19 protein-coding genes are annotated in these 18767 nt (G+C 57.0%); 17 read left to right on the forward strand and 2 right to left on the reverse strand.

Annotated elements, in window-relative coordinates; translation table 11 throughout:
* Positions 1–14: 14 nt before the first annotated feature.
* Together dnaN and dnaA are read right to left on the reverse strand one after the other, a co-directional pair.
* Complete coding sequence (gene dnaN, locus AC1RDQ_RS04230; RefSeq protein WP_007969885.1) at positions 15–1118, reverse strand: DNA polymerase III subunit beta; 1104 nt, start codon at positions 1116–1118, stop codon at positions 15–17.
* A 39-nt stretch (positions 1119–1157) separates the two neighbouring features.
* Positions 1158–2678, reverse strand: coding sequence for a chromosomal replication initiator protein DnaA (dnaA, locus tag AC1RDQ_RS04235; RefSeq protein WP_090452273.1), 1521 nt, complete (start codon positions 2676–2678; stop codon positions 1158–1160).
* Between the two features lie 566 nt (positions 2679–3244).
* On the opposite strand from dnaA, the gene rpmH reads away from it, so the two are divergent.
* The 17 genes from rpmH (at position 3245) to atpD (ending at position 18744) form a co-directional block, all read left to right on the forward strand.
* Positions 3245–3379, forward strand: coding sequence for a 50S ribosomal protein L34 (gene rpmH, locus AC1RDQ_RS04240; protein WP_003213577.1), 135 nt, complete (start codon positions 3245–3247; stop codon positions 3377–3379).
* 16 nt (positions 3380–3395) lie between these two features.
* Positions 3396–3797: a ribonuclease P protein component gene (gene rnpA / locus AC1RDQ_RS04245; RefSeq protein WP_056727027.1), complete on the forward strand. Its 402-nt coding sequence runs from the start codon at positions 3396–3398 to the stop codon at positions 3795–3797.
* Positions 3790–4035 (forward strand): membrane protein insertion efficiency factor YidD, encoded by a 246-nt coding sequence (gene yidD / locus AC1RDQ_RS04250; RefSeq protein WP_010207715.1) that lies wholly within the window; start codon positions 3790–3792, stop codon positions 4033–4035. The genes rnpA and yidD overlap by 8 nt, the downstream gene beginning before the upstream one ends.
* Positions 4036–4037: 2 nt before the next feature.
* Positions 4038–5711, forward strand: coding sequence for a membrane protein insertase YidC (yidC, locus tag AC1RDQ_RS04255; protein ID WP_492586437.1), 1674 nt, complete (start codon positions 4038–4040; stop codon positions 5709–5711).
* A 79-nt stretch (positions 5712–5790) separates the two neighbouring features.
* A complete protein-coding gene (mnmE, locus tag AC1RDQ_RS04260) occupies positions 5791–7161 on the forward strand; it encodes a tRNA uridine-5-carboxymethylaminomethyl(34) synthesis GTPase MnmE (RefSeq protein WP_090452271.1) in 1371 nt (456 codons plus the stop codon).
* 550 nt (positions 7162–7711) lie between these two features.
* Positions 7712–9610 (forward strand): tRNA uridine-5-carboxymethylaminomethyl(34) synthesis enzyme MnmG, encoded by a 1899-nt coding sequence (gene mnmG, locus AC1RDQ_RS04265; RefSeq protein ID WP_349735866.1) that lies wholly within the window; start codon positions 7712–7714, stop codon positions 9608–9610.
* On the forward strand, positions 9607–10251 hold the full coding sequence (rsmG, locus tag AC1RDQ_RS04270; protein ID WP_492586439.1) for a 16S rRNA (guanine(527)-N(7))-methyltransferase RsmG: 645 nt from the start codon (positions 9607–9609) through the stop codon (positions 10249–10251). Before mnmG ends, rsmG begins: the two co-directional genes overlap by 4 nt.
* Before the next feature lie 18 nt (positions 10252–10269).
* Positions 10270–11067 carry a ParA family protein gene (locus AC1RDQ_RS04275; protein WP_046038783.1) on the forward strand — a complete coding sequence of 266 codons (798 nt, stop codon included), beginning with the start codon at positions 10270–10272 and terminating at the stop codon, positions 11065–11067.
* Between the two features lie 9 nt (positions 11068–11076).
* The gene (locus AC1RDQ_RS04280) at positions 11077–11949 is read left to right on the forward strand and encodes a ParB/RepB/Spo0J family partition protein (protein WP_057712660.1); all 873 of its coding nucleotides are present in this window, start codon (positions 11077–11079) and stop codon (positions 11947–11949) included.
* A gap of 148 nt (positions 11950–12097) precedes the next feature.
* Positions 12098–12505 (forward strand): F0F1 ATP synthase subunit I, encoded by a 408-nt coding sequence (locus tag AC1RDQ_RS04285; RefSeq protein WP_008045685.1) that lies wholly within the window; start codon positions 12098–12100, stop codon positions 12503–12505.
* A 16-nt stretch (positions 12506–12521) separates the two neighbouring features.
* Entirely contained in the window at positions 12522–13391 is an 870-nt protein-coding gene (gene atpB, locus AC1RDQ_RS04290; protein ID WP_057712662.1) for a F0F1 ATP synthase subunit A, read from the forward strand.
* A gap of 133 nt (positions 13392–13524) precedes the next feature.
* On the forward strand, positions 13525–13782 hold the full coding sequence (atpE, locus tag AC1RDQ_RS04295) for a F0F1 ATP synthase subunit C (RefSeq protein ID WP_003097235.1): 258 nt from the start codon (positions 13525–13527) through the stop codon (positions 13780–13782).
* Between the two features lie 58 nt (positions 13783–13840).
* Positions 13841–14311 (forward strand): F0F1 ATP synthase subunit B, encoded by a 471-nt coding sequence (locus AC1RDQ_RS04300; RefSeq protein ID WP_008045681.1) that lies wholly within the window; start codon positions 13841–13843, stop codon positions 14309–14311.
* Positions 14312–14323: 12 nt separating this feature from the next.
* Positions 14324–14860, forward strand: coding sequence for a F0F1 ATP synthase subunit delta (locus AC1RDQ_RS04305; RefSeq protein WP_008045680.1), 537 nt, complete (start codon positions 14324–14326; stop codon positions 14858–14860).
* A gap of 21 nt (positions 14861–14881) precedes the next feature.
* Positions 14882–16426, forward strand: a complete 1545-nt coding sequence (atpA, locus tag AC1RDQ_RS04310) for a F0F1 ATP synthase subunit alpha (RefSeq protein ID WP_030132553.1) — start codon at positions 14882–14884, stop codon at positions 16424–16426.
* Positions 16427–16476: 50 nt separating this feature from the next.
* Positions 16477–17337 (forward strand): F0F1 ATP synthase subunit gamma, encoded by an 861-nt coding sequence (atpG, locus tag AC1RDQ_RS04315; protein ID WP_008045673.1) that lies wholly within the window; start codon positions 16477–16479, stop codon positions 17335–17337.
* 27 nt (positions 17338–17364) lie between these two features.
* The gene (atpD, locus tag AC1RDQ_RS04320) at positions 17365–18744 is read left to right on the forward strand and encodes a F0F1 ATP synthase subunit beta (RefSeq protein WP_008002330.1); all 1380 of its coding nucleotides are present in this window, start codon (positions 17365–17367) and stop codon (positions 18742–18744) included.
* The last annotated feature ends 23 nt before the right edge of the window (positions 18745–18767 follow it).

Below are 18767 nucleotides of genomic sequence, written 5' to 3' on the forward strand. Positions count from 1 at the left end.
TCTGCTGAACATGATTACAGACGCATCGGCATGACAACGTAGGCCGAGTCGTCGTTATCCGATTCCTGCACCAGCGCGCTGCTGTTGGAGTCGGAAAGGATCAGACGAACCTGCTCGGTGGTCATCACGCCCAGTACGTCGAGCAGGTAGCTCACGTTGAAGCCGATTTCCAGAGAGCCGCCGTTGTATTCAACGCCCACTTCTTCTTCCGCTTCTTCCTGCTCCGGGTTGTTCGCCTGGATCTTCAGCTGACCGCTGGCCAGTTGCAGACGGATACCACGGTACTTCTCGTTGGACAGAATGGCGGTACGGCTGAACGCTTCGCGCAGAGCCTGACGATCACCAAGAACCAGCTTGTCGCCACCTTTAGGCAGAACTCGCTCGTAGTCCGGGAATTTTCCGTCAACCAGCTTCGAGGTGAAGGTGAACTCACCGGTGGTGGCGCGGATGTGATGCTGACCCAGCACGATGCTGACATTGCCGTCCGGCTCGGTGAGCAGGCGAGCCAGTTCGAGGATACCTTTGCGCGGCACGATAACCTGGTGACGATCCGGCTGGCCGATGTCGGCCTGCATCGAGCACATGGCCAGACGGTGACCGTCGGTGGCTACGGCGCGGATGACGCCAGCGGAGACTTCCAGCAGCATGCCGTTGAGGTAGTAACGCACGTCCTGCTGGGCCATGGCGAAGCTGGTGCGTTCGATCAGACGACGCAGTTTGCTTTGCTCCAGGCTGCAGGTCAGCGAACCCGGGCCTTCTTCCACGGTAGGGAAGTCGTTGGCCGGCAGTGTCGACAGGGTGAAGCGGCTACGGCCAGCCTTGACCACAAGCTTCTGCTCGTCGACCTTGATGTCGATCAGCGCATCGTTCGGCAGGCTTTTGCAGATGTCCATCAGCTTGCGCGCCGGCACGGTGATGGAACCCGGATCCGCCGGCTCTTCGAGTTGAACACGACCGACCAGCTCGACTTCCAGGTCGGTACCGGTCAGCGACAATTGCTGGCCTTCGACAACCAGCAGCACGTTGGAAAGTACCGGCAAGGTCTGTCGGCGTTCGACGACGCCTGCGACCAGTTGCAGGGGTTTCAACAGGGCTTCGCGTTGAATGGTGAAATGCATGGTCTAGTCCCTTGCCTTAATTAGCTGCGCTGGTGTTCATCAAGTGGTCAGTGTACGCAGCAGGTTCTTGTAGTCCTCGCGGATGTCCGCGTCGGATTCCTTAAGTTCGTTGATCTTGCGGCACGCGTGCAAGACCGTCGTATGGTCGCGGCCGCCAAACACATCGCCGATTTCCGGCAGGCTGTGGTTGGTCAGTTCCTTGGACAACGCCATGGCGACCTGACGCGGACGAGCGACCGAACGCGAACGGCGTTTGGACAGCAAGTCGGAGATCTTGATCTTGTAGTACTCGGCGACAGTGCGCTGAATGTTATCCACAGAGACCAGTTTATCCTGCAACGCCAACAAGTCCTTAAGGGATTCGCGAATCAGCTCGATGGTGATATCGCGGCCCATGAAGTGCGAGTGGGCGATCACGCGCTTGAGCGCACCTTCCAGCTCACGGACGTTGGAGCGAATGCGTTGGGCAATGAAAAACGCGGCGTCGTGAGGCAACTCGACTTTGGCCTGATCGGCCTTCTTCATCAGGATCGCCACGCGGGTTTCCAGCTCCGGCGGCTCGACCGCTACGGTCAGGCCCCAGCCAAAACGGGATTTGAGGCGTTCTTCAAGGCCTTCGATTTCCTTCGGGTAGCGGTCACTGGTGAGAATGACCTGCTGCCCGCCTTCGAGCAGGGCGTTGAAGGTGTGGAAAAACTCTTCCTGGGAACGCTCCTTGCGGGCGAAGAACTGAATGTCATCGATCAGCAACGCATCCACCGAACGGTAGAAGCGTTTGAACTCGTTGATCGCGTTCAGTTGCAGGGCCTTGACCATGTCCGCCACGAAACGCTCGGAATGCAGGTACACCACCTTGGCATTCGGGTTCTTCTTTAATAGATGGTTACCCACAGCATGCATCAAGTGGGTTTTACCCAGGCCGACGCCACCATAAAGGAAGAGCGGGTTGTAACCGTGCTTGGGGTTGTCTGCCACCTGCCAGGCGGCGGCGCGCGCCAGCTGGTTGGATTTACCTTCAACGAAATTCTCGAAGGTAAAGGTGCGGTTCAGGTAACTGGTGTGCTTGAGCGCACCTTCGACCTGCACGGTACGTTGCTCGGCACGAACCGGAGCCTGTTGCGAACTGGCACCTGCCATCGGGTCGAAGCTGTCACGGGAAGGTTCTTCCTCGGTGACCTCAGCCACTTTTTGCGTCGCACGCTTGGTCGTCACGGCGGCAGGTGCCGGCGGCGGACTGGCGGGCGCTTGAGCAGCCTGGGCCTGGGAAGCCGCGGCAGCCAGGGGAGCATTGGGCGCAGCCCGGGGTGCCGAACTGCGTTTGCTGCCTATTAATAGGGAAAGCGCAGGCGCCATGCCATTGCCGTGCTCATCGAGCAATTCGAGAACACGCCCCAGGTACTTTTCGTTGACCCAGTCCAGAACAAAACGATTGGGTGCATACACACGCAACTCGTCGCCTTCGGCTTCGACCTGTAGTGGACGGATCCAAGTGTTGAATTGTTGGGCAGGCAGCTCATCGCGCAGAAGCTCCACGCACTGCTGCCAAAGTTCCACTGACACGGATATCCCCTAAGTTGAAAGCCGGTGAGGCAAAAACAAGCGGCCATTGTAGCGACCAGACGCCGACTTATCCACACGAAGGTGGTTCATCGACCAAGAAGAATCACCGTTTCATACGCAAAAAAGGCGACCAGTGGTCTGTGCATAAGCTCTGTGGATAACCGGGGTTAAGGTCATTGCACAAGTGGGGGCGAAACTCGGTGGATAACCGGCCTGTGGATAAAGCGACCTTTCACGCACAGGTTATCCGACAGCGCAGCACAGGCTGAACACTGTTTTCCACCGTAGTTGTCATTCTCTGTACAGCAGGTAAAACAAGGGCTGAATCGAGTTATCCACAGAAGGGGGCGAGCCTAGCTTTTATAAGCTTTACAGAAAAGCTTTAAATACTTTCCTTTCTTATTTTTATATCTACGCAAGGAGCAAGCGCCGAAAAACCTCTGGAGATCTATTTATAAGGAAACGTTGGTTGGAAATTGACCTGAAGGCTTGCTTTCTCTAGAATCCCCGGTCTCTTAAAACGGGGGCCATTCCGGCCCGTTGTGGACGAACCAGGTAACACGACAATGAAACGTACTTTCCAACCAAGCACTATCAAACGCGCTCGTACCCACGGTTTCCGTGCTCGCATGGCTACCAAGAACGGTCGTGCCGTCCTGTCGCGTCGTCGCGCCAAAGGTCGTGCGCGTCTGGCAGTTTGATAATCCGGCACTGGAGGTGAGTCAGGACTTCAGTCGGGAAAAGCGTCTGCTTACCCCCCGGCAATTCAAGGCAGTCTTTGACTCCCCTACCGGCAAGGTTCCGGGGAAAAATCTCCTGCTCCTTGCGCGCAACAACGATCTTGATCACCCCCGTCTCGGGTTGGTAATCGGGAAAAAGAGCGTAAAGCTCTCCGTCGAGCGCAATCGCCTCAAACGTCTGATGCGCGAATCGTTTCGCCTGAACCAGGATTCTCTGGTCGGCTGGGACATTGTTATCGTCGCGCGCAAAGGTTTGGGCGACGTAGAAAACCCCGAATTGATTCAGCATTTCGGCAAACTCTGGAAACGACTGGCTCGCAGTTCGCCAGTACCAGCAGTCAAAACCGAAACTGTAGGGGTAGACAGTCCAGATGCGTAAACTGGCACTCGTTCCGATCCAGTTTTATCGCTATGCCATTAGTCCTCTGATGGCCAGTCACTGTCGTTTCTACCCCAGTTGTTCCTGCTACGCGTTAGAAGCCATCGAAAATCATGGCCTTCTTCGCGGTGGCTGGCTGACCTTTCGTCGTTTAGGTCGCTGTCATCCGTGGAATCCCGGTGGTTATGACCCGGTTCCACCTATCCCTACCTCCCGTTCTTCTTCGATGGCCGAGTAATCATGGATATCAAACGCACGATCCTGATCGTCGCCCTGGCAATCGTGTCCTACGTTATGGTTCTTAAATGGAACCAGGACTATGGCCAGGCTGCCCTGCCGACTCAGAATGTTGCCACCAATACGACTGCATCGGGCCTGCCGGATACGGCATCTGGCTCTTCTGCCAGTGACGACATTCCACGTGCTGCAAGCGACACCAGCGCACCTGCCGAAACGCCGGTGGCTGTGAGCAAGGACCTCATCCAGATCAAAACGGATGTACTGGACCTGGCTGTCGACCCACAAGGTGGCGATGTTGCCCAGTTGACCCTGCCGCTGTATCCGCGTCGTCAGGATCACCCGGAAATTCCGTTCCAGCTGTTCGATAACGGCGGCGAACGTACTTATCTGGCGCAAAGCGGTCTGATCGGCACCAACGGTCCGGATGCAAATCCGGCCGGTCGTCCGGTTTATTCCTCGGAGAAGAAGATTTATCAGCTGGCTGACGGTCAGGACCAATTGGTCGTAGACCTGAAGTTCAGCAAAGACGGCGTCAACTACATCAAGCGTTTCACCCTGAAACGCGGCCTGTATGACGTAACCGTTTCCTACCTGGTCGACAACCAGAGCGCCCAGCCCTGGAATGGTGCGATGTTCGCCCAGTTGAAGCGCGACGCCAGCGCCGATCCTTCATCGACTACGGCTACCGGCACCGCGACTTACCTGGGCGCCGCCCTGTGGACAAGTTCCGAGCCGTACAAGAAAGTGTCCATGAAGGACATGGACAAGGCGCCGCTGAAAGAAACCGTCACAGGCGGTTGGGTTGCCTGGTTGCAGCACTACTTCGTGACCGCATGGATTCCGGCCAAGGGCGAAAACAACGTCGTCCAGACCCGTAAAGACAGCAAAGGCAACTACATCATCGGCTACACCGGCCCATCGATGAGTGTTGCGCCGGGTGCTAAGGCCGAGACCAGCGCTGTTCTGTACGCCGGTCCGAAAAGCCAGGCTGTGCTGAAAGAGTTGTCCCCAGGTCTGGAACTGACGGTCGACTACGGCATTCTGTGGTTCATCGCCCAACCGATCTTCTGGTTGCTGCAACACATCCACGCCATTGTGGGTAACTGGGGCTGGTCGATCATCTTCCTGACCATGCTGATCAAAGGGATCTTCTTCCCGCTGTCGGCTGCCAGCTACAAATCCATGGCGCGCATGCGTGCAGTGGCGCCGAAACTGGCCGCGCTGAAAGAGCAACATGGCGATGACCGGCAGAAAATGTCGCAAGCCATGATGGAACTGTACAAGAAAGAGAAGATCAATCCGCTGGGTGGTTGCTTGCCAATCCTCGTGCAGATGCCGGTTTTCCTCTCGCTGTACTGGGTTCTGCTGGAAAGCGTTGAAATGCGCCAAGCGCCGTTCATGCTGTGGATTACTGACCTGTCGATCAAGGATCCGTTCTTCATTCTGCCGATCATCATGGGCGCAACCATGTTCATCCAGCAGCAGTTGAACCCGACTCCTCCGGATCCGATGCAGGCCAAGGTGATGAAGCTGATGCCTATCATCTTCACCTTCTTCTTCCTGTGGTTCCCGGCCGGTCTGGTGCTGTACTGGGTTGTAAACAACGTGCTGTCCATCGCACAACAGTGGTACATCACGCGTAAAATCGAAGCGGCCGCTAAAGCAGCTGCCTGATTTACACTGTGGATAACCACTCAAAACGCCCCCTAGTGGGGCGTTTTGCTATCTGTCACTTTTGTCTGGATACCGGTTTATGAGCGTTCCTCGCGAAACCATCGCAGCTGTCGCCACCGCTCAAGGTCGCGGCGGTGTAGGCATCGTGCGTATTTCCGGGCCGTTGGCCAGCGTTGCGGCCAAGGCCTTCAGCGGTCGCGAGCTCAAGCCGCGATTTGCCCACTACGGTCCGTTTTTCAGTGAAAACGACGAGGTGCTGGACCAGGGCATTGCCCTGTATTTCCCCGGCCCGAACTCGTTCACAGGTGAAGATGTGCTGGAGCTGCAAGGCCATGGCGGTCCGATTGTTCTGGATATGTTGCTCAAGCGCTGCCTGGAACTGGGTTGCCGCCTCGCCCGACCGGGGGAATTCAGTGAGCGCGCCTTCCTCAACGACAAACTGGACCTCGCCCAGGCCGAAGCCATTGCCGACCTGATTGAAGCCAGTTCTGCCCAGGCTGCGCGAAACGCATTGCGCTCCCTGCAAGGTGCTTTCTCGTCACGTGTGCATAACCTCACCGAGCAACTGATCGGCCTGCGAATCTATGTCGAAGCGGCCATCGATTTCCCGGAAGAGGAAATCGACTTCCTCGCCGATGGCCACGTCCTGAGCATGCTCGACAAGGTGCGCGACGAGTTATCCACCGTCATGCGCGAAGCCGGGCAGGGCGCCTTGCTGCGTGACGGTATGACCGTGGTCATTGCCGGTCGTCCGAATGCCGGTAAATCCAGCCTGCTCAATGCCCTGGCCGGGCGTGAAGCGGCGATCGTGACCGAAATTGCCGGCACCACCCGCGACGTGCTTCGCGAACATATCCACATCGATGGCATGCCGCTGCACGTCGTGGATACCGCCGGTCTGCGCGATACCGATGATCATGTGGAAAAAATCGGCGTCGAGCGTGCCTTGAAAGCTATCGGCGAAGCCGATCGGGTACTGTTGGTGGTTGATGCCACTGCACCGGAAGCCCTCGATCCTTTCGCACTCTGGCCGGAGTTTCTCGAAATCCGTCCCGATCCCGCGAAAGTCACCCTGATCCGCAACAAAGCCGACCTTACGGGCGAAGCCATTGCGCTGGAGGTCAGCCAGGACGGCCATGTCACCATCAGCCTGAGCGCCAAGTCGGGTGGTGTCGGGCTGGAGCTGCTGCGTGATCACCTCAAGGCCTGCATGGGCTATGAACAGACGTCCGAAAGCAGCTTCAGCGCTCGCCGGCGACACCTTGAGGCGCTACGTCATGCCAGTGCTGCCCTCGAGCATGGCCGTGCCCAATTGACCCTGGCCGGTGCTGGCGAGTTGTTGGCCGAGGATTTGCGCCAGGCTCAGCAGTCGCTGGGTGAAATCACCGGTGCTTTCAGTTCCGATGACCTGCTGGGGCGGATTTTTTCCAGCTTCTGTATCGGTAAGTAGCCCTCCTGTTATTCACAGACAGGCCATTCGTGCCTGTCTGTTCTCTCCTTTTCTGAAAAAAACTCCCAGTGCCGAGCGGACTTCGTCTGCTTGAGCGGAATTCCTGCACCCGAATTTCGAGCGAACGGCACTTTTCTGTGGATTAAGCCCTGTGAATAACCGCGGCTAAGGTCAGTTGATAACAGGGCTCGAAAACTGGACATAACCGCCTCTGTGGATAACCACCCCTTTCATCCACAGGCTTAAACCGGTTATCCAAGGGCCTCATTGGCACATGAACACAGGGTTTTGAATCTCTGTACACATTGAAAATAAAGGGCTATAGCAATCTATCCACAGAAAGGTAGGTGCATAGAAATAAACATAAAAACAAAGATTTAATAAATTTCTTTCTTTTTAATTTCTATAACTCCGACTTTTCCACAGCTGGTTAAATTTTGTGCAAAGGGTTCTTTAGGAAGGGCGAAGTCCCTATACTTGTCGACCAGGTCCAAAAACCTGAGCTCAAACTATTCCTGAATTACCTACTTAAGCAGGCACGAGGTGCGTGGTGGATTTCCCTTCCCGTTTTGAAGTGATCGTCATCGGCGGCGGTCATGCCGGTACCGAGGCAGCACTGGCCTCAGCACGTATGGGGGTTAAAACCCTATTGCTGACGCATAACGTGGAAACCCTCGGTGCCATGAGTTGCAATCCGGCCATTGGCGGGATCGGCAAAAGCCACCTGGTCAAGGAAATCGACGCCCTTGGCGGCGCGATGGCCATGGCTACCGATAAAGGCGGTATCCAGTTTCGCGTGTTGAACAGCCGCAAAGGCCCGGCCGTGCGAGCAACCCGCGCGCAGGCAGACCGGGTTCTGTACAAGGCAGCTGTCCGCGAAATCCTGGAGAACCAGCCGAACCTGTGGATATTTCAACAGGCCGCTGACGATCTGATCGTCGAGCAGGAACAAGTCCGTGGTGTTGTCACCCAAATGGGCCTGCGTTTCTTCGCTGATTCCGTGGTGTTGACCACCGGTACGTTCCTCGGTGGACTTATCCACATCGGTTTGCAGAATTTTTCCGGCGGTCGCGCCGGTGATCCGCCATCGATCGCGCTGGCTCACCGTCTGCGTGAACTGCCATTGCGCGTGGGTCGTTTGAAAACCGGTACTCCGCCACGTATCGACGGTCGGTCTGTGGATTTCTCGGTGATGTCCGAGCAACCGGGTGATACGCCGATCCCGGTGATGTCGTTCATGGGGTCAAAAGAGCAGCATCCGAAGCAAGTCAGCTGCTGGATTACCCACACGAATGCGCGCACCCACGAAATCATTGCCGCGAACCTCGACCGTTCGCCGATGTATTCCGCTGCCGGTGAGATCGAAGGGATCGGCCCGCGTTATTGCCCGTCGATCGAAGACAAGATCCATCGCTTCGCCGACAAGGAAAGCCATCAGGTGTTTATCGAACCGGAAGGTTTGACCACCCATGAGCTGTATCCGAACGGGATATCCACAAGCTTGCCGTTCGACGTGCAATTGCAGATCGTGCAATCGATCCGCGGCATGGAAAACGCGCACATCGTGCGTCCGGGCTACGCGATCGAGTACGACTACTTCGATCCACGGGATTTGAAATACAGCCTGGAAACCAAAGTCATCGGCGGCTTGTTCTTCGCCGGGCAAATCAACGGCACAACCGGTTACGAAGAAGCCGGTGCCCAGGGTTTGCTCGCCGGGACCAACGCTGCACTGCGTGCGCAAGGCAAAGAGGCCTGGTGCCCGCGTCGCGACGAGGCCTATATCGGCGTGTTGGTCGACGACCTGATAACCCTCGGTACCCAAGAGCCGTACCGGATGTTCACCTCACGTGCCGAATATCGCTTGATCCTGCGCGAAGACAACGCCGACCTGCGCTTGACCGAAAAAGGTCGCGAACTGGGTCTGGTGGATGACGTGCGCTGGGCGGCTTTCTGCAAAAAACGCGAAAGCATCGAACTGGAAGAGCAGCGCCTGAAAAGTACCTGGGTCCGCCCGGGCACCGAACAGGGCGATGCCATCGCCGAAAAATTCGGCACACCGCTGACTCACGAATACAACCTGCTCAATCTCTTGAGCCGTCCGGAAATCGACTACGCTGGTCTCATCTCCGTGACCGGTGGGGGCGCGGAAGATCCACAGGTTGCCGAGCAGGTCGAGATCAAGACCAAATACGCCGGCTACATTGATCGTCAACAGGATGAAATCGCCCGCCTGCGAGCCAGCGAAGACACCAAATTGCCTGTGGATATCGATTACACGAATATTTCCGGTCTCTCCAAGGAGATCCAGAGCAAACTCGGCGCGACCCGTCCAGAAACTCTGGGCCAGGCCTCGCGTATACCGGGCGTTACGCCGGCAGCCATTTCGCTGTTGATGATTCATTTGAAAAAACGCGGCGCGGGCCGTCAGTTGGAGCAAAGCGCTTGAGTTCGTTGGTCACTTCGCAACACGCAGAAGAGTTATCCACAGGTGCTCGCCAGCTCGGTGTCACGCTGACAGAAACCCAGCACGCGCAGTTGCTGGGTTATCTGGCCCTGTTGATAAAATGGAACAAGGCTTACAACCTGACCGCGGTACGCGATCCGGACGAGATGGTCTCCCGCCACTTGCTCGATAGTTTGAGCGTGATGTCGTTCGTCGAAAACGGCCGGTGGCTGGACGTCGGCAGCGGCGGTGGTATGCCGGGCATTCCGTTGGCCATCCTGTTTCCAGAGTCGCAAGTGACCTGCCTGGACAGCAACGGCAAGAAAACCCGCTTCCTGACCCAGGTCAAACTCGAACTCAAACTGGATAACCTGCAAGTTATCCACAGTCGCGTCGAAGCCTTCCAGCCTGCGCAGCCCTTCAACGGAATCATTTCCCGGGCGTTCAGCAGCATGGAGAACTTCAGCAACTGGACGCGCCACCTCGGCGATAGCGAAACACGCTGGCTGGCAATGAAGGGCGTTCATCCGGCCGATGAGCTGGTAGCATTGCCGGCAGACTTCCACCTCGATAGCGAACACGCCCTGGCCGTACCTGGTTGCCAAGGCCAACGCCATCTGCTGATACTGCGCCGCACGGCATGATTGGGAACACAAGCAAGAATGGCTAAGGTATTCGCGATTGCGAACCAAAAGGGTGGCGTGGGCAAAACCACCACCTGCATCAACCTCGCAGCATCCCTGGTCGCGACCAAGCGCCGGGTGCTGTTGATCGATCTTGATCCACAGGGCAACGCCACCATGGGTAGCGGTGTGGATAAACATGGCCTGGAAAACTCGGTCTACGACCTGCTGATCGGAGAATGTGATCTGGCCCAGGCCATGCACTTCTCCGAACACGGTGGTTACCAGCTGTTGCCGGCCAACCGCGATCTCACCGCGGCCGAAGTGGTGCTGCTGGAAATGCAGATGAAGGAAAGCCGTCTGCGCAGCGCGCTGGCGCCGATCCGGGAAAACTACGATTACATCCTGATCGACTGCCCGCCGTCGCTGTCGATGCTGACCTTGAACGCACTGGTTGCCGCTGACGGGGTCATTATCCCCATGCAGTGCGAGTACTTCGCACTCGAAGGCTTGAGCGACCTTGTGGATAACATCAAGCGTATCTCTGAACTGCTGAACCCGAACCTCAAGGTCGAAGGCCTGCTGCGTACGATGTACGACCCACGCCTGAGCCTGATGAACGATGTCTCGGCGCAGCTCAAGGAACACTTCGGCGAGCAGCTCTACGACACCGTCATTCCGCGCAATATCCGTCTGGCCGAAGCGCCAAGCTACGGCATGCCGGCGCTGGCGTACGACAAAGCTTCGCGAGGCGCCGTTGCCTACCTGGCATTGGCGGGCGAAATGGTTCGTCGTCAACGCAAAAACTCACGCATCGCCGCTGCTCAGGCAACTTAAGGAATCCCCATGGCCGTCAAGAAACGAGGTCTCGGACGTGGACTGGATGCTCTGTTGAGTGGTCCGACTGTCAGCTCGCTGGAAGAACAAGCGGCGCAAGCCGATCAGCGTGAGCTGCAACATCTCCCCCTGGATCTGCTCCAACGCGGCAAGTACCAGCCGCGTCGTGACATGGATCCGCAGGCGCTCGAAGAGCTGGCGCAATCGATCAAGGCCCAGGGCGTCATGCAGCCCATCGTGGTTCGCCCGATCGGCAGCGGCCGCTTTGAAATCATTGCCGGCGAACGCCGCTGGCGCGCCAGCCAGCAAGCCGGGCAGGAAACCATCCCGGCGATGGTTCGCGATGTACCTGATGAAACCGCGATCGCCATCGCGCTGATCGAGAACATTCAGCGCGAAGACCTGAACCCGATTGAAGAAGCGGTGGCCCTGCAGCGGTTGCAGCAGGAGTTCCAGCTGACCCAGCAACAAGTGGCCGAGGCTGTGGGCAAGTCCCGGGTGACCGTGGCCAACCTGTTGCGCCTGATTTCCTTGCCGGAAGTCATCAAGACCATGTTGTCCCACGGCGACCTGGAAATGGGTCATGCCCGTGCTTTGCTCGGTTTGCCGGAAATTCAACAGGTTGAAGGGGCGCGACATGTTGTCGCACGCGGGCTGACCGTGCGCCAAACCGAGGCACTGGTTCGCCAGTGGTTGAGTGGTAAACCGGAGCCTGTGGAAGCGGCAAAACCGGACCCGGATATCGCCCGTCTCGAACAGCGCCTGGCCGAGCGCCTAGGCTCTGCGGTGCAGATCCGCCACGGTAAGAAGGGTAAAGGGCAGTTGGTGATTGGCTACAACTCACTGGATGAGCTTCAAGGCGTACTTGCACATATCCGCTGAAACATTTCCTCATGTAGCGCGCAGTCGGAAATCACTACCTGACAGTTGAATAGGGGCAGAACCGCCCCTATACTCTGCGCGCATTTTGTCGGCACAAATTATGCCAAGTTATTGAATTTCGGCAGCCGACCATTGGGGAGTAAAAGTGATGGAAACCCGCACGCCAAACCGCCTGCCCTTCCATCGCCTGGCAGTTTTTCCGGTGTTAATGGCTCAATTTGTCGTGTTGCTGATCGCCGCTTTGGCGCTCTGGTACCGATATGGAGTCGTTGCCGGGTACTCGGGACTCTGCGGAGGCCTGATAGCCTTGCTACCCAATGTTTATTTCGCTCACAGGGCATTTCGGTTTTCCGGCGCCCGAGCAGCCCAGTCCATCGTCCGGTCTTTTTATGCCGGCGAGGCAGGCAAACTGATTTTGACGGCAGTGCTGTTTGCACTGGTGTTTGCAGGTGTGAAGCCACTGGCGCCGATTGCAGTATTCGGTGCCTTCGTGCTGACTCAGTCGGTCAGCTGGTTCGCTCCCCTGCTGATGAGAACAAGACTTTCGAGACCTTAGGGCGTTTGAGGCAACCATGGCAGAAACAACCGCTTCGGGCTATATCCAGCACCACTTGCAGAACCTGACCTTCGGTCAGCACCCTACCGGCGGCTGGGGCTTTGCCCACACCGCAGCAGAAGCCAAAGAAATGGGCTTCTGGGCTTTCCACGTCGATACTCTCGGCTGGTCGGTCGCATTGGGTCTGATCTTCGTTCTTCTTTTCCGCATGGCGGCCAAGAAAGCGACTTCCGGTCAGCCTGGTGCTTTGCAGAACTTCGTTGAAGTATTGGTCGAATTCGTCGATGGCAGCGTGAAAGACAGCTTCCATGGCCGTAGCCCGGTGATTGCACCGCTGGCACTGACCATCTTCGTCTGGGTGTTCCTGATGAACGCCGTCGACCTGGTACCGGTCGACTGGATTCCTCAGCTGGCCATCCTGATCTCCGGCGATGCGCACATTCCGTTCCGCGCCGTGTCGACCACCGACCCGAACGCTACTCTGGCCATGGCCTTCACGGTGTTCGCGCTGATCATTTTCTACAGCATCAAGATCAAGGGCCTCGGCGGCTTCATCGGCGAGCTGACCCTGCACCCGTTCGGCAGCAAGAACATCTTCGTTCAGGCGCTGCTGATTCCGGTGAACTTCCTGCTGGAATTCGTGACCCTGATCGCCAAGCCGATCTCCCTGGCTCTGCGTCTGTTCGGCAACATGTACGCCGGCGAGCTGGTCTTCATTCTGATTGCTGTGATGTTCGGCAGCGGTCTGCTCTGGCTTAGTGGCCTGGGCGTTGTTCTGCAGTGGGCGTGGGCTGTGTTCCACATCCTGATCATCACCCTGCAGGCGTTCATCTTCATGATGTTGACCATCGTCTACCTGTCGATGGCGCACGAAGAAAACCATTAAGGCCAGTCTCGACTAGTCTGATGTCCTTCCCGGTAAAACGGGAAGGTGCTCCTTACGGGGCATCTGAAACGATTTGTTTTACCGCTTTAATCTAAAAAACCTAAACCATACGACGTAAAAGTCGGGAGGAAAGATGGAAACTGTAGTTGGTCTAACCGCTATCGCTGTTGCACTGTTGATCGGCCTGGGCGCACTGGGTACCGCAATTGGTTTCGGCCTGCTGGGCGGCAAGTTCCTGGAAGGCGCAGCGCGTCAGCCAGAAATGGTTCCAATGCTGCAAGTTAAAATGTTCATCGTTGCCGGTCTGCTCGACGCCGTAACCATGATCGGTGTTGGTATCGCTCTGTTCTTCACCTTTGCGAACCCGTTCGTTGGTCAAATCGCTGGCTAATTACTCGGATCTTCCGGGTAATTTGGTGTGATGGACAACGTAACTGCGAGGTGTTGGCGTGAACATTAATGCGACCCTGATTGGCCAGTCCGTTGCGTTCCTGATTTTTGTACTGTTCTGCATGAAGTTCGTATGGCCTCCGGTCATTGCGGCACTGCACGAACGTCAAAAGAAGATCGCTGATGGTCTGGACGCTGCCAGCCGTGCAGCTCGCGACCTGGAGTTGGCCCAAGAAAAAGCGGGTCACCAACTGCGCGAAGCGAAAGCTCAGGCAGCTGAAATCATCGAGCAAGCCAAGAAACGCGGTAACCAGATTGTCGAAGAGGCTGTTGAAAAGGCCCGTGTCGACGCTGACCGTGTGAAGGTTCAGGCTCAGGCCGAGATCGAACAGGAACTGAACAGTGTCAAAGACGCGCTGCGTGCCCAAGTGGGCTTGCTGGCAGTCGGCGGCGCCGAGAAGATCCTGGGTGCCACAATCGATCAAAACGCGCACGCAGAGCTGGTTAACCAACTGGCTGCTGAAATCTAAGCGAGGGCGATCATGGCAGAACTGACCACGTTGGCCCGACCTTACGCTAAGGCGGCCTTCGAGCACGCTCAGGCCCACCAGCAACTGGCCAATTGGTCAGCCATGCTCGGCCTGGCTGCAGCGGTGTCGGAAGACGACACCATGCAGCGCGTGCTCAAGGCCCCGCGACTGACGAGCGCAGAAAAGGCCGCCACGTTTATTGACGTGTGCGGCGACAAGTTTGATGCCAAGGCACAGAACTTCATCCACGTCGTTGCCGAAAACGACCGTCTCCCGCTGTTGCCGGAGATCGCCGCTCTGTTCGACCTGTACAAGGCCGAACAAGAGAAGTCGGTAGACGTTGAAGTCACCAGTGCTTTTGCATTGAACCAAGAACAGCAAGACAAACTCGCCAAGGTTCTCAGTGCACGACTCAACCGGGAAGTGCGCCTGCAAGTTGCGGAGGACGCTGCCCTTATTGGTGGTGTCGTCATCCGCGCCGGCGACCTGGTTATCGATGGCTCGATTCGCGGCAAAATCGCGAAACTTGCCGAAGCATTGAAATCTTGAGTTTGAAGGGGCAGCAGAGCAATGCAGCAACTCAATCCTTCCGAAATAAGTGAAATTATCAAGGGCCGCATCGACAAGCTCGATGTGACCTCCCAAGCCCGTAACGAAGGCACTGTCGTCAGCGTATCTGACGGTATCGTGCGGATTCACGGTCTGGCCGACGTAATGTACGGCGAGATGATCGAGTTTCCGGGCGGCGTCTTCGGTATGGCCCTCAACCTGGAGCAAGACTCCGTAGGTGCCGTTGTATTGGGCGCATACCAGTCTCTGGCTGAAGGCATGAGCGCCAAGTGCACTGGCCGCATCCTGGAAGTTCCGGTTGGTAAGGAACTGCTGGGTCGCGTAGTCGACGCACTGGGTAACCCTGTTGACGGCAAAGGTCCACTGGGCAACACCGAGACCGACGCGGTCGAGAAAGTTGCTCCAGGCGTGATCTGGCGTAAGTCGGTAGACCAGCCTGTACAGACTGGCTACAAGGCTGTCGATGCCATGATCCCAGTCGGCCGTGGCCAGCGTGAGCTGATCATCGGTGACCGTCAGATCGGTAAAACCGCTCTGGCGATCGACGCGATCATCAACCAGAAGAACAGCGGCATTTTCTGCGTCTACGTAGCAATCGGTCAGAAACAATCGACCATCGCCAACGTGGTTCGCAAGCTGGAAGAAAACGGCGCCCTGGCCAACACGATCATCGTGGCTGCCAGTGCTTCGGAATCTCCAGCGCTGCAATTCCTGGCACCGTACTCCGGTTGCACCATGGGTGAATTCTTCCGCGACCGCGGTGAAGACGCGCTGATCGTTTATGACGATCTGTCCAAGCAAGCAGTGGCTTACCGCCAGATTTCCCTGCTGCTGCGCCGTCCACCAGGCCGTGAAGCTTACCCAGGCGACGTGTTCTATCTCCACTCCCGTCTGCTGGAGCGCGCATCCCGCGTTTCGGAAGAATACGTAGAGAAGTTCACCAACGGCGCAGTGACCGGCAAAACCGGTTCCCTGACCGCACTGCCGATCATCGAAACCCAGGCTGGCGACGTTTCCGCGTTCGTTCCGACCAACGTGATTTCCATCACCGACGGTCAGATCTTCCTGGAATCGGCCATGTTCAACTCGGGCATCCGTCCTGCAGTGAACGCCGGTGTTTCGGTATCCCGTGTGGGTGGTGCCGCTCAGACCAAGATCATCAAGAAGCTGTCCGGTGGTATCCGTACCGCTCTGGCTCAGTACCGTGAACTGGCGGCATTCGCCCAGTTCGCTTCTGACCTGGACGAAGCGACCCGTAAGCAACTTGAGCATGGTCAGCGCGTTACCGAGCTGATGAAGCAGAAGCAATACGCACCAATGTCGATCGCTGACATGGCGCTGTCGCTGTATGCCGCTGAGCGTGGGTTCCTGACTGACGTTGAAATCGCCAAGATCGGCAGCTTCGAGCAAGCGCTGATTGCTTTCTTCAACCGCGATCACGCCGATTTGATGGCGAAGATCAACGTGAAAGGTGACTTCAATGACGAAATCGACGCTGGCATGAAAGCCGGTATCGAGAAGTTCAAGGCCACCCAAACCTGGTAAGCCGCAGCGGGAGCCGCAAGGCTCCCGCTTGCTAACCTGATAGGTGTTACATGGCAGGCGCAAAAGAGATTCGCAGTAAGATTGCGAGCATCAAAAGCACGCAAAAGATTACCAGCGCCATGGAAAAAGTGGCGGTCAGCAAAATGCGCAAGGCACAAATGCGCATGGCTGCTAGCCGTCCTTATGCGGAGCGTATCCGCCAGGTAATTGGGCATCTGGCCAACGCCAACCCGGAATACCGCCACCCGTTCATGATCGACCGCGAAATCAAGCGTGTTGGTTATGTCGTAGTGAGCAGTGACCGTGGTCTGTGCGGCGGCTTGAACACCAACCTGTTCAAGGCCCTGGTCAAGGACATGGCGGTAAACCGCGAAAACGGCGTCGAGATCGATCTGTGTGTCGTTGGTAGCAAGGGTGCGGCCTTTTTCCGCAACTTCGGCGGTAACGTCGTTGCAGCTATCAGCCACCTGGGTGAAGAGCCGTCGATCAATGATCTGATCGGCAGCGTCAAGGTGATGCTGGATGCCTACCTGGACGGCCGTATTGACCGCCTGTCCGTGGTGTCCAACAAGTTCATCAACACCATGACGCAACAGCCTACCGTGGAGCAGTTGATTCCACTGGTGGCAACCCCGGATCAAGACCTCAAGCACCACTGGGACTATCTCTACGAACCGGATGCCAAGGAGCTGCTCGACGGCTTGATGGTCCGTTACGTGGAGTCGCAGGTCTACCAGGCGGTGGTCGAGAACAACGCGGCTGAACAAGCTGCGCGGATGATCGCGATGAAGAACGCTACCGACAACGCCGGTGATTTGATCAGCGATTTGCAGCTGGTCTACAACAAGGCGCGTCAGGCTGCGATCACCCAAGAGATCTCGGAAATCGTCGGCGGCGCTGCCGCGGTTTAACGGTTCAAATATTCAGAGGATCCAGCTATGAGTAGCGGACGTATCGTTCAAATCATCGGCGCCGTTATCGACGTGGAATTTCCACGCGACAGCGTACCGAGCATCTACAACGCGCTGACAGTACAAAGCGCGGCCGGGACCACTCTGGAAGTTCAGCAGCAGCTGGGCGACGGCGTGGTTCGTACCATTGCGATGGGTTCCACCGAAGGCCTGAAGCGCGGTCTGGAAGTTACCGACTCTGGCGCAGCCATCTCCGTACCGGTCGGTAAAGCGACTCTGGGCCGGATCATGGACGTTCTGGGCAACCCGATCGACGAAGCTGGCCCTATCGCCACTGAAGAGCGTTGGGGCATTCACCGTCCAGCGCCTTCGTTCGCTGAACAAGCAGGCGGCAACGACCTGCTGGAAACCGGCATCAAGGTTATCGACCTGGTTTGCCCGTTCGCCAAAGGCGGTAAAGTCGGTCTGTTCGGTGGTGCCGGTGTAGGCAAAACCGTAAACATGATGGAACTGATCCGTAACATCGCCATCGAGCACAGCGGTTATTCCGTGTTCGCCGGTGTGGGTGAGCGTACTCGTGAGGGTAACGACTTCTACCACGAGATGAAGGACTCCAACGTTCTGGACAAAGTGGCACTGGTTTACGGTCAGATGAACGAGCCGCCGGGTAACCGTCTGCGCGTAGCACTGACCGGCCTGACCATGGCCGAGAAGTTCCGTGACGAAGGTAACGACGTTCTGCTGTTCGTCGACAACATCTACCGTTACACCCTGGCCGGTACTGAAGTATCCGCACTGCTGGGCCGTATGCCTTCGGCAGTAGGTTACCAGCCGACCCTGGCTGAAGAGATGGGCGTTCTGCAAGAACGTATCACTTCGACCAAGGAAGGTTCGATCACTTCGATCCAAGCGGTATACGTACCTGCGGATGACTTGACCGACCCGTCGCCAGCGACCACCTTCGCCCACTTGGACGCTACCGTCGTTCTGTCCCGTGACATCGCTTCCCTGGGTATCTACCCAGCGGTCGATCCACTCGACTCGACTTCGCGCCAGCTGGACCCGAACGTAATCGGCCAGGACCACTACGACACCGCTCGCGGCGTTCAGTACGTTCTGCAGCGTTACAAAGAACTGAAGGACATCATTGCGATCCTGGGTATGGACGAGCTGTCGGAAGCCGACAAGCAGTTGGTAAACCGTGCTCGTAAGATCCAGCGCTTCTTGTCGCAGCCGTTCTTCGTGGCTGAAGTCTTCACCGGTGCATCGGGTAAATACGTTTCCCTGAAAGACACCATTGCTGGCTTCAAAGGCATCCTCAACGGTGACTACGACCACCTGCCAGAACAAGCGTTCTACATGGTTGGCGGCATCGAAGAAGCGATCGAGAAAGCCAAGAAACTGTAATCCCGGCGCCCGGCAACGGGCGC

Source organism: Pseudomonas sp. GW823-FHT02E01 (assembly GCF_058797535.1).